Raw genomic sequence first — 11,296 nt, forward strand, 5'->3', positions numbered from 1 at the left:
GCCGTGGCCAAGCGTCACCGGCCTCGGCCGCATTGCGCTGGCGGCCGGAGCGCACGGGCTGACAGTGCATCCACGCCCCGACGAGCGGCACACAAGACTCTCCGATGTGCCTGAGATCCGGTCGCTGATCGACGACGAGTTTCCGGGCGCGGAATTCAACATCGAGGGCTATCCGACCGAGGATTTCCTGCTGCTTGTGGAAAAGCATCAGCCTGAACAGGTGACCTTGGTGCCGGACGATCCGGCCCAGGCGACATCGGACCATGGCTGGAACTTCGCAACCCAGGCCGCGTTCCTCACACCAATCGTCAAGCGCCTGAAGAAGGGGGGCTTTCGCGTGTCGCTGTTTTCCGATCCGGATCCCGATTGGGTGGCGGCCGCGCGCGACACCGGCGCCGACCGCATCGAGCTCTATACAGGTCCATATGGCAGCTATCACACAGATTCCGCCAAAGCCGCCAAAGAGCTGGAAAGGCTGGGAAAAACCGCTGACGCCGCGCTTGCCGCCGGGCTGCAGGTCAATGCCGGGCACGATCTGGTGGTCGGCAACCTGCCGGCGCTGGTCAAGCGCATTCCGGCATTGGCCGAAGTGTCGATCGGACATGGGTTGACAGCCGACGCGTTGGAGTATGGCATGGCCGGTACGGTGGGTCGGTTCCTCAAGGCCTGCGGATGGTAGCGATGGGCAGCCTCGCATGGCAGGCATGGCAGCCATTACGCGACGGCACTTGATATTGCATCGCAGCAAGCGTAGAGCACCGCGCGCTTATCGGAGTGTCGTCCATGGCCCTTACCAATACTGGTAGTGAGGCAGAACCCGTCGAACAATCGAGCCATTCGGAAGTCGAACAGCACAGCACCAAGGTTCTGATGCTGGGCGCGCTCGGTGTCGTCTATGGGGATATCGGCACCAGTCCGATCTACGCCTTTCGCGAGGCGCTGGTGGCATCTTCCGGCGGACAGGTGGCCGACCGCGGTGACATCCTCGGCGTTTTGTCGCTGATCATCTGGTCGCTGACCATCATCGTCACCATCAAATACATCATGTTCGTGCTGCGGGCGAACAACCGCGGCGAGGGCGGCGTGCTGTCGCTGATGGCGCTGGCGCGCGGCAGTTTCCCCAAGCGCTCGGCGCTGATGCTCGGCATCGGCATCGTCGGGGCGTCGCTTTTCTTCGGCGACGCCGTCATCACGCCGGCGATTTCGGTGCTGTCGGCGGTCGAAGGCATGAACGTCGTCACGCCGACCTTCCAGCCTTATGTCGTGCCGCTGACACTGGTCATTCTCGCCATAGTGTTCGCGGTGCAACGTTTCGGCACGGGCGGCGTGGGATTGGTCTTCGGTCCCGTGACGGCGGTGTGGTTCCTGGCGATCGGCCTTTCCGGCCTCAACCACATCATCGCCGATCCGGAAATCCTGTGGGCGATCAGCCCGCACTACATCGTCGCCTTCCTGATCAATTCGCCCGATGTCGCTTTCGTCACCATCGGCGCCATCTTCCTCGCGGTCACCGGCGCGGAAGCGCTCTATGCCGATCTCGGCCATTTCGGCCGCAAGCCGATCGTGCTCGCCTGGCTGTGGGTCGTGTTTCCGTGCCTGCTGCTCAATTATGCCGGGCAGGGCGCTTTCGTGCTGGCCAAGAACGGCGTCGTCGGCCATCCGTTCTTCGAAATGAATGAAGGCTGGACGCTGATCCCGATGGTCGTGCTGGCGACCGCCGCCACGGTCATCGCCAGCCAGGCGGTGATCTCGGGCGCCTTCTCGTTGACCAGGCAGGCGGTGCAGCTCAACATGCTGCCGCGCCTGGAAATTCTGCATACGTCGGAGAAACAGTCCGGCCAGATCTACATGCCGCGCGTCAACCTGCTGCTGGCGCTGGTGGTGATGATGCTGGTGGTGGGCTTCGGCGAGTCCAGCAGGCTGGCATCGGCCTACGGCATCTCGGTGACCGGCAACATGCTGGTGACCACGGTGCTGTTGTTTGTGGTCATGACGCGGATCTGGAAATGGAAGCTGTGGCTGGCGGTCTCGCTGACGGCGCTGTTCGGCTTCATCGACGTCGGTTTCTTTGCCTCCAACATCGTCAAGGTGTTTGAGGGCGGCTGGGCATCGCTGGCCGTTGCCTTCACCATCGTGCTGGCCATGTGGACCTGGGTGCGCGGCAGCCGCTATCTGTTCGACAAGACCCGCCGCAACGAGATCCCGCTCGATTTCCTCGCCGGCAATCTGTTGAAGAAGAAGCCGCAGCTGGTGTCAGGCACCGCCGTGTTCCTGACCAGCGATCCGCTCAGCGCGCCAACCGCACTGATGCACAGCCTGAAGCACTACAAGGTGCTGCATGAGCAGAACGTCATCCTTTCAGTGGTGACCGCGCCGCAGCCGGTGGTGCCCGACAGCGACCGGGTCAAAATGGAGACGGTCAACGAGCTGTTCATGCGGGTAACGCTGACCTTCGGCTACATGGAGCAGCCCAACATCCCGCGCGCGCTGGCGATCTGCCGCAAGCAGGGCTGGAAATTCGACATCATGACGACTTCGTTCTTCCTGTCGCGGCGTTCGCTCAAGGCCTCGCCCAATTCCGGCATGCCGGTGTGGCAGGACCGGCTGTTCATCGGCCTGGCGCGCACGGCGGCCGACGCGACGGAGTATTTCCAAATCCCGACCGGGCGCGTGGTGGAGATCGGCACTCAGGTGGCCATCTAGGACATGCCGATATTCAGGTGAGGCCGGCCTGCGAACGGCAGGTTCCTGCGCTTCCGGTACTCACGGACCAAGTGTCCGCTCCGTTCCGGTTCTCGGAACCCACATTCTCGGTCCAGCCTGACCTGAATCTCGACATGTCCTGGCGAATGAGCTGTGTCTTGCGGCACAGTCCATGTCACTCCGCTTCAACCGGCCAGCGCGGCCTTGTTCGCCTCGAGGAACTGCTTCAGCGTTTTTGGCTTGCGGCCGGAAAGCGTCTCGATCGCGTCGGTCACCATGGCGATGCGGCCGGAGCGCGTGTTGACGTCGAAGGACACGATGACTTCAGCAAAATCCTCGGGAACGCCGGATGCCTTTACCCCTTCGGTGAGCGCTTCATCCGGAACCTGCACGACATCGAGCGACTTGCCGGTGACCTCGCTTACCAGGGCGGCAATCTCTGCCGTGGTGTAGGCGTGCGGACCGGTCAAGGTGTAGGTCTTGCTTTCGTTTGAAGCGCCAGCGAGGCTGGCGGCGATCGCCGCTGCCATGTCGTCGCGCGCACCGTGGGCAATGCGCCCGTCGCCGGCCGACGTGTACCATTTTCCCGAGGCGATCGCGTGCGGCAGGGCCATGAACAGGTTCTCCTGGTACCAGCCGTTGCGGAAGATCGTGTAGGGGATGCCGCTCGCCTTGATCGCCTGCTCGGTGCTGTAGTGGTCATCGGCAAACAGGACCGGCGATACCGGCTCCGGATTGGGCATCGAGGTGTAGAGCAGATGCGAAATGCCGGCGTTTTTGGCCGCGGCGACGGCATTTTCGTGCTGCTTCAGGCGCCTGCCGCTTTTGAGATCGAGATCGCCGGTCGAAATAATCAGCACCTTGTCGGCGCCTTTGAATGCGGTTTCCAGCGATGCCGCGTCGTTGAAGTCGGCGGCCCTGACAACGACGCCGCGCAGCGCCAGATCGGCCACGCTTTCCGGATTGCGTGTGGCGGCGATGATGTTTGCCGGTGGAACTTTGTGCTTGTCCAGGAGATATTGGATGACGCCGTGGCCGAGCTGGCCGGAAGCGCCGGTGACGAGAAGGGTTTCGCTCATGGAAGGTCCTGACATTGCGCCGCTAAGGCGGTTCGAGTGGCAGTCTCAAAAAGAGACCAGCACTAAAATAGGAATTGACCTGGTGCCGTAAAGAAGGCAGTTTTTCGGGAGGTAGGCACACGCAGGGAACCAGCCATGGACGGCAAGGTCATCAATCTGAAATCGAAGTTGGAGGTCTATAAGGCCATCTCAGGCGGCGGCAATATTGCCAATTGTCCGGTTCGCGAGGTCATTCAAGGGGTGAGCGGCAAATGGAGATCGCTGCTGATGATGGCGCTGGCTGAAAAACCCTATCGCTTCGGTGAGTTGCGGCGCCTTGTGCCCGACATTTCGCAACGCATGCTGACCCAGACGCTGTACGATCTTCTGCGCGATGGCTATGTGCATCGTGAGGTGTTCCCGACCAAACCACCAAGCGTCGAATACAGCCTGACCGATCTCGGGCGCTCTATGTTCGGCGCCTTTCATCAATTGATTCTGTGGGCCGAACTCAACCATGATGCGGTGCGCGCAGCGCGCGCCGATTTTGATGCGTCCCAGGCTTGAACGGCCGCCAAGGCCCAGGCTTGAACGACCGCTAAAGCCCCACGGTGCGGCTTGATTTCGCCGGGCTGCTGAAGGATTGTCCCGGCCAGTTCGGCTTTGGGGGCATTGGCATTTCCTACGACATCGCAATAGCAGGCGCCGGGCCGGCGGGACTGGCCATGGCGCTCTATCTCAAGCGCGCCGGGCATCGGGTCACGGTCTTTGAACGCTTCGATGAGCCGAAGCCGGTCGGCTCCGGGCTGATCCTGCAGCCGACAGGGCTGACGGTGCTGGCCGATCTTGGCCTGCTCGACGACATGCTGGCGCTGGGCAGCCGCATCGACCGCCTGCATGGCGCCGATGCCACCACAGGCCGTACCGTGCTCGATGTCCGCTACGATGCGCAGCGCGGTGGCCGCTTCGGGCTGGCGGTGCACCGGGCGGCCTTGTTCGGCGTGCTCTTCCGCGCCGCCCAACGCGAAGCGATCGCCATCGAAACCGGCGTCGAGATCGAGGCCTTGGAGACGGGCGAACGGACGACGCTGATCTGCGGCAACGGACGAAGGGCGGGGCCGTTCGACCTCGTCATCGACGCCAGCGGTTCGCGCTCGAAACTGCGCGGCGCAAGCGCTGCAGGCGAGCCACGACCGCTCACCTATGGCGCGTTCTGGGCCTCGCTTGGCTGGCGCGGCGACGGTTTCGATGAGCGCGCGCTGCTGCAACGCTACGACAGAGCGAGCGTGATGATCGGCGTGCTGCCGATCGGCCGGCCGCAGCCGGGCGCTGAAAAGATGGCGGCCTTCTTCTGGAGCCTGAAGCCGTCGGACGCCGATGAGGTGCGCGTCCGGGGCCTGGATGCCTGGAAGGAGAGGGTGATCCGGCTGTGGCCGCAGAGCGAGGCGTATGTCAGCCAGATCGACAGTTTCGACCAGCTCTCGCTGGCGCGCTATGGCCACCACACGATGAAGCGGCCGGTTGGGCGGCGGCTGGCCATCATCGGCGACGCGGCGCACTCGACCAGCCCGCAGCTCGGGCAAGGGGCCAATATGGCGCTGCTCGACGCCGCGGCGCTCAGCCATGCGCTGGCGCGGACGGACAGTGTCGAAGCGGCACTTGAAGCCTATGCGAGGGCGCGGCGCTGGCATGTCCGCATCTTCCAGGCGCTGTCGCTGGCGTTCACGCCGTTCTACCAGTCGGATTCGGTGGCGCTGCCCTTCATCCGCGACAGGCTGGTGGCGACGGTGGCAAAAATCCCGCCGGCGCCGCAGTTTCTCGCCTCGATGGTGGCCGGCACCGTAATCGATCCGTTCAAGCGGATAGGACTGGTCGAAGCGCGGTGGCCGGATCGTTTTGGCCAATGAGGCTCGAAAGGTACGATCCCTTTGCCCGCAGGAAGGCATGCAGGCGCTGCGGGTAGTCCGGCGCCACGGCTTGCCTGATCGACGGGCGTTCACTCAACGCCCGGCGCCATGCGCGGACGAGGGGCTTTCGGTCAAGAATGCCGAAATCACCGATCCGGTCGAAGACATCGAGATAGCGGAAGACCGGACCGTAAACGGCGTCGACCAGCGAGAAGTGCTTGCTGGCGAACCAGGGGCCGCCAGGCTCGTCCGCCAACTCGGCTTCGAGACGGTCGAACATGGCGGACAGCGCGCTGGATTCGTCAAGGAAGCCGGCCTCGGTCGATGTTGAATAGAACCGGCTGATGGCATTGAGGGTTGCCGAACCGAACTCGATCCAGGCGCGATGCCGGGCGCGGGCATAGGGATCGGCCGGGTGGAGGGGATTGGCCTGCGTCTCTTCGAGGAATTCCAGGATGACGGCCGATTCGAAGATCACCGTTTCCTCGCCATTCCGCTGCACGCGCAGCAGCGGCACTTTGCCGAGCGGCGAGATCGCCTTGAACCAGTCCGGCTTGTTGGCGAGGTCGATATCGACGCGTTCGAACGGCACGCCCTTTTCGGCCAGCGAAATCGCGGCGCGCTGCACATAGGGGCAGAGGTGATGGCTGACGAGAATGAGCTTGTCGGCGCGTTTGCAGATTTCGTGTTTCATCGGATTGGCTTTCCCTGATTAATGCAATTGCATCTATGTAGATGCATATGCATTGATCGTCAAGCTTGATGCAATTGCATCTATCGTCTAAGGTGCGCCATGACCGAGAAAGCCGCGCCTTCGCCCGAAGCCATCAAGGCCTGGGCTCGCCTGATGCGCGTATCGCGCCAGTTGATGGAGAGCGCCGAAGAGGCGTTGAAGGCCGCCGGTCTGCCCCCACTTGCCTGGTACGACGTGCTGCATGAACTCGCCGAGGCGGGCGAGGGCGGGCTGCGGCCGTTCCAGCTCATCGAGCGCACGCTGTTCGCCCAATACAACATTTCGCGCCTGCTGGCCCGGCTCGAGGCCGATGGGCTCGTCGAGAAACTGCCGGTGGCCGATGACGGCCGTGGCCAGACCATCCGCATCGCGGCCAAGGGGCGAGACATACGCCGCCAGATGTGGGCTGTGTACGGACGCTCGATCGCCGAACTGGTTGGCGCCAAACTGTCGGCGGATGAGCTGACCATGGTCTCGGCACTGCTTGGACGGTTGCGCCATCCGCCAGCCAGCGATTAAGCGAGCCTGTCGCGCCAGCGCCTGTCCATTTTTGCAGATATTTTGCTCTCGTCCTCTTGCGCACGGCCTCGGATCGCGCAATATGCCGAACCGTAACGTACGGTACGGCCTATCGGGAATGCCGACCTTTCGAGAGAAGAGCGTGTTGCACATCGTGCCTGACATCGACACCAGCGAAGCGCTGACAGAGCGGCAGAAGGCCGTGCTCGACGCGGCGTTGCGGCTGCTGGTCGAAGAGGGCGACCAGCTGACCATGACCGCCGTGGCGCGCCGCGCCAGCTGTTCCAAGGAAACGCTCTACAAATGGTTCGGCGACCGCGACGGGCTGCTGACAGCGACGGTGCAATGGCAGGCCTCGAAAGTGCGGGTGGCACCGGTCGACCGCAAGGGGCTCGATCTTGCCTCGCTGACCGCGAGCCTCGAGCGCTTCGCCTCGGATTGGCTCAAGGTGATTTCCAGCGACACGTCGATCGCGCTCAATCGGGTGGCGGTCAGCCATGCGGGCTCCGGCAAGGACAATCTCGGCGCCGTGGTGCTGGAGAACGGCCGCTTCGCATTGGCCAAGCGGCTGAAGCCGGTGCTCGAGGCCGGCCGACGGACCGGGCTTTTGGATTTCGCGGATGCCGAGACGGCGTTTCGCACCTTTTTCGGGCTGGTCGCCCGCGATGTGCAGATCCGTCTGCTGCTCGGCGACCGGCTGGAATTGACTGAGGCGGCGATCGGCGGCGATGCCGCGCGGGCGACGCAGCAGTTTCTCGCTCTTCATGGAGCAACAACCGGCCGCAAGGCCCTAGAGCCGGATGATTTCAGGTCAAGTCGACCTGAAATCTGAATTCGTCTCTAAATCAAGAAGATAGAGCATGATGTCGTCCGAAAACCGCTTCACACTTTTCGGCATCATGCTCTGATTTATAAACGGGAAGGAAGACAAAATGCGCGTCTATTACGATCGTGATGCCGATCTCAATCTGATCAAGGGCAAGAAGGTCGCCATCATCGGCTATGGCAGCCAGGGCAGGGCGCATGCGCTCAACCTCAAGGATTCCGGCGCCAAGGAGATCGCAATCGGCCTCAAGGCCGGCTCGGCAACCGCCAAGAAGGTCGAGGCCGACGGTCTCAAGGTGATGAGCGTGGCGGACGCGGCCAAGTGGGCCGACCTGATGATGATGGCAACGCCGGACGAACTGCAGGCCGACATCTACAAGAACGAGATCGCCCCGAACATCCGCGATGGTGCCGCTATCGCCTTCGCGCACGGCCTCAACGTGCATTTCGGCCTGATCGAGCCGAAGTCGACGGTCGACGTCGTCATGATTGCCCCGAAGGGCCCCGGCCACACGGTGCGCGGCGAATACCAGAAGGGCGGCGGCGTGCCGTGCCTGGTCGCCGTCAACCAGGATGCCTCGGGCAATGCGCTCGACCTGGCCCTGTCCTACGCCTGCGGCGTCGGCGGCGGCCGTTCGGGTATCATCGAGACCAATTTCCGCGAGGAATGCGAGACCGATCTGTTCGGCGAGCAGGTCGTGCTGTGCGGCGGCCTGGTCGAGCTGATCCGGGCCGGTTTCGAGACGCTGGTGGAAGCCGGCTACGCGCCTGAGATGGCCTATTTCGAGTGCCTGCACGAGGTCAAGCTGATCGTCGACCTGATCTATGAAGGCGGCATCGCCAACATGAACTACTCGATCTCGAACACCGCCGAATGGGGCGAATATGTCTCGGGTCCGCGCATCATCACCGCCGAGACCAAGGCCGAGATGAAGCGCGTGCTGAAGGACATCCAGACCGGCAAATTCACCTCGGAGTGGATGCAGGAGTACCGCGCCGGCATGTCCCGCTTCAAGGGCATCCGCCGCAACAATGACAGCCACCAGATCGAGGAAGTCGGCGCCAAGCTGCGCGCGATGATGCCGTGGATTTCCAAAAACAAGCTGGTCGACAAGGCGAAGAACTGAGCGAAATCCACAAGCGCTCGAAAATAGCAGCTTCCATGAACAAGAAACGGCGCCACGTGGCGCCGTTTTTTCATTCTGTCGGTCAGCTCAGCTACAGGGCCAGCCCATCAATAGGGTGAGTAGCACTGCTGGCGCGGGCCGTTGTAGGGCTGGAACGTGTTGTCGTAGGCCCGGTACGACCGGTAGCGGTTGTAGCACCATTGGACATGGGCGCTCGAAAGCCGTCCCGCGCGGTAGTAGCGGCGCGGCGCCGGCCGGTCATAGTAGTCGTAGTTGTTGTACATGCTGCCGAGGCCAAGCCCCAGGCCAAGGCCCAGGATCGCGGCACTCGCGCCATCATCGTAGTAACGGCCGCCGCGATAGTGATGGCGACCATGGCGCCAACGCCAGTTGTCTCCACCATTCCAGTGACCGCCGCCGCCGTGCCAGTGCCGACGGCCGCCGTCCCAATTGCCCGACCGGCGCCATCTCCAATTGTCGTTGTTGAACTGACGGTTGTTGTTGCCGCCCGCCCAGCTGTCGCGGACCGGCGTGACATTCGGCGCCGCGGTGCTGGTGGGAATCGACAGGTCCGGTTGCATGATCGGGCCGGCGGCGGACGGTGCCGTGACGCCGGAGAGGATACCCAGGGCTAGCAGCCCCGATTTGACCGTGGAAGAAAAGAGCGAATTCATTGCACTCTCCAAGAGTTACAGGCCCCACGCCCACCCGAGGAATGGGGCAACAATGGATGTTTGCATCTGAACGGCGGATGAACGGAAAGGTTCCGTCAACCATGACGCGAACGCGCCCAAGACCAATCGATCTCAGATGGTGATCCTGCGCGCTTGTTTTCCGAAGCACTTGCGGGCAAAGGTCATGGCATGTCGCTGCGCCTTGCCACCTTCAATGTCGAGAACCTGATGAACAGGTTCGATTATTCCGGCTATCGCAACCAGCTCAACGAGGATCGAACGCTGGCGCTGTTCGATATCCAGAGCGAGGCGGAATACAGGATGCTGGAGCAGGCCCGCGCCATCGCCCAATCCGACGACACGCGCCAGCTGACGGCGCTGGCAATCGCTGCCACCCGGGCCGACATCATCTGCATGCAGGAGGTCGACAACATCGAGGCGCTGAAGGCCTTCGAATATGGCTATCTGTTCAAGATGGTGGGGCAGGGCTACCGGCAGAAATACACCACATCGGGCAATGATTCACGCGGCATCGACGTTGCCGTGATGATGCGCAATGAGACCGCCCAGGGCCAGCCGATCGAATTCGTGCGCATGACCAGCCACGCCTATGTCACCTACGAGCAGTTCGGGCTGCACACGCCGGAACTCGAGGCACTGGGCAATCAGGCCAATGAGCGCATTTTCCGGCGCGACTGCCTGGAGATCGACGTCACCGTGGGCGGCGTGCCGCTGACGCTCTATCTCGTGCATTTCAAGTCGATGGGTTCGCCGCGCAACGGGCTCGACGGGCGCGAGGCGACGATGCCGGTGCGCATCGCGGAGGCGCAGGCCGTGCTGCGCATCATCGAGGAGCGCTTCGGCAAGGACTATGCCGCCGACAAACGCTGGGCAATCTGCGGCGACATGAACGATTACCGCCAGCGTGTGAAGGTGGCCGGCGATGCGATCGACGGCTATCGCTTCGAGGTGGTCGACGAAGCCCTGTCCTGCATCAACGTGCTGACGGCCGGCGGCTTCTGCGAAAACGTCGTCGAGCGGCGGCCGGAGATGAACCGCTGGAGTTTCTACCACACGCGCGGACCGGAAGAGCGGCATCTGTGCCAGCTCGACTACATCCTGCTGTCGAAGGGGCTCGCCGCCAGCAACGCGACGGCTGTTCCCGACATCATCCGCAACGGCCAGCCCTGGCGCACCATTTTTCCGCCGGGGCAGGAGGTCGACCGCTTTCCGCGTGCCGGCTGGGACCGGCCGAAGGCGTCGGACCATTGCCCGGTGGCGATCACGCTGGACATGACCTGACGCATGAGTTTCGACCTGCCACGCAACGTCATCCTGCCGGTCGACGCCATCGACGTCCGGCTCGATCCCGGTCCGCACCCGTTCGCAAGGGACAATGCAGAGGCGATCGCCGAGAACTGGCAGCACGAAATCGCTGCCAATCCGGCGCTGTTCGACGGCATGGTGGTGCTGCTGTCGCAGCTTGCCTACCGCGACAACCGTCTCGCCGGCCGCTGCCATGCGGTCAACTATTCGACTTTCATGCTGTGGCGGAAGCGGCGCGAGAATTCGGGCGCCGAGCATGCCTATGCCCATGCCATGCTGGTGGCTGCCGACAATGCGCTGGTGGCGATCCGCATGGGTCCGCACACGGTCAACGCCGGCCGCGTCTATTTTGCCGCCGGCTCATTCGAGCCGGTCGATTTTCGCGATGGCCTGGTCGATGTCGATTTCAACATGATCCGCGAAG

General features: G+C 62.9%; 11 protein-coding genes and 1 pseudogene. 9 read left to right on the forward strand and 3 right to left on the reverse strand.

Annotation, left to right across the window (positions count from 1 at the left end; all coding sequences use genetic code 11):
* Together EOA22_RS12155 and EOA22_RS12160 are read left to right on the forward strand one after the other, a co-directional pair.
* The coding region (locus EOA22_RS12155; RefSeq protein WP_127389988.1) for a pyridoxine 5'-phosphate synthase at positions 1-679 on the forward strand (679 nt) is incomplete at its 5' end.
* A 104-nt stretch (positions 680-783) separates the two neighbouring features.
* Positions 784-2,703 carry a potassium transporter Kup gene (locus EOA22_RS12160; RefSeq protein ID WP_063168261.1) on the forward strand — a complete coding sequence of 640 codons (1,920 nt, stop codon included), beginning with the start codon at positions 784-786 and terminating at the stop codon, positions 2,701-2,703.
* A 185-nt stretch (positions 2,704-2,888) separates the two neighbouring features.
* Here the strand turns inward: EOA22_RS12160 and EOA22_RS12165 are convergent, their stop codons facing one another.
* Positions 2,889-3,782, reverse strand: a complete 894-nt coding sequence (locus tag EOA22_RS12165; RefSeq protein WP_063168260.1) for an SDR family oxidoreductase — start codon at positions 3,780-3,782, stop codon at positions 2,889-2,891.
* Between the two features lie 135 nt (positions 3,783-3,917).
* Between EOA22_RS12165 and EOA22_RS12170 the strand changes: the two genes are divergently transcribed.
* Together EOA22_RS12170 and EOA22_RS12175 are read left to right on the forward strand one after the other, a co-directional pair.
* Positions 3,918-4,328 (forward strand): helix-turn-helix domain-containing protein, encoded by a 411-nt coding sequence (locus EOA22_RS12170; RefSeq protein ID WP_063168259.1) that lies wholly within the window; start codon positions 3,918-3,920, stop codon positions 4,326-4,328.
* Between the two features lie 44 nt (positions 4,329-4,372).
* Positions 4,373-5,668 (forward strand): NAD(P)/FAD-dependent oxidoreductase, encoded by a 1,296-nt coding sequence (locus EOA22_RS12175; RefSeq protein ID WP_082826476.1) that lies wholly within the window; start codon positions 4,373-4,375, stop codon positions 5,666-5,668.
* Here the strand turns inward: EOA22_RS12175 and EOA22_RS12180 are convergent.
* On the reverse strand, positions 5,616-6,362 hold the full coding sequence (locus EOA22_RS12180) for a glutathione S-transferase family protein (protein ID WP_063168258.1): 747 nt from the start codon (positions 6,360-6,362) through the stop codon (positions 5,616-5,618). The two genes, EOA22_RS12175 and EOA22_RS12180, sit on opposite strands and share 53 nt — an antisense overlap.
* A gap of 99 nt (positions 6,363-6,461) precedes the next feature.
* Between EOA22_RS12180 and EOA22_RS12185 the strand changes: the two genes are divergently transcribed.
* The 3 genes from EOA22_RS12185 (at position 6,462) to ilvC (ending at position 8,872) form a co-directional block, all read left to right on the forward strand.
* Positions 6,462-6,920 carry a MarR family transcriptional regulator gene (locus EOA22_RS12185; protein ID WP_063168257.1) on the forward strand — a complete coding sequence of 153 codons (459 nt, stop codon included), beginning with the start codon at positions 6,462-6,464 and terminating at the stop codon, positions 6,918-6,920.
* Between the two features lie 142 nt (positions 6,921-7,062).
* The gene (locus EOA22_RS12190; RefSeq protein ID WP_063170262.1) at positions 7,063-7,752 is read left to right on the forward strand and encodes a TetR/AcrR family transcriptional regulator; all 690 of its coding nucleotides are present in this window, start codon (positions 7,063-7,065) and stop codon (positions 7,750-7,752) included.
* A 100-nt stretch (positions 7,753-7,852) separates the two neighbouring features.
* The gene (ilvC, locus tag EOA22_RS12195) at positions 7,853-8,872 is read left to right on the forward strand and encodes a ketol-acid reductoisomerase (protein ID WP_013531065.1); all 1,020 of its coding nucleotides are present in this window, start codon (positions 7,853-7,855) and stop codon (positions 8,870-8,872) included.
* Positions 8,873-8,979: 107 nt separating this feature from the next.
* On the opposite strand, the gene EOA22_RS12200 is transcribed toward ilvC, so the two are convergent.
* Positions 8,980-9,546, reverse strand: coding sequence for a BA14K family protein (locus tag EOA22_RS12200; RefSeq protein WP_013531066.1), 567 nt, complete (start codon positions 9,544-9,546; stop codon positions 8,980-8,982).
* A gap of 189 nt (positions 9,547-9,735) precedes the next feature.
* On the opposite strand from EOA22_RS12200, the gene EOA22_RS12205 reads away from it, so the two are divergent.
* On the forward strand, positions 9,736-10,848 hold the full coding sequence (locus EOA22_RS12205; protein ID WP_127389989.1) for an endonuclease/exonuclease/phosphatase family protein: 1,113 nt from the start codon (positions 9,736-9,738) through the stop codon (positions 10,846-10,848).
* A 3-nt stretch (positions 10,849-10,851) separates the two neighbouring features.
* Positions 10,852-11,296 (forward strand): annotated as a pseudogene (locus EOA22_RS12210) (hypothetical protein); the annotation flags it as partial.

Origin of the sequence: Mesorhizobium sp. M7A.F.Ca.US.014.04.1.1 (assembly GCF_003998745.1) — a bacterium.
GTDB classification, from domain to species: Bacteria; Pseudomonadota; Alphaproteobacteria; order Rhizobiales; family Rhizobiaceae; genus Mesorhizobium; species Mesorhizobium ciceri.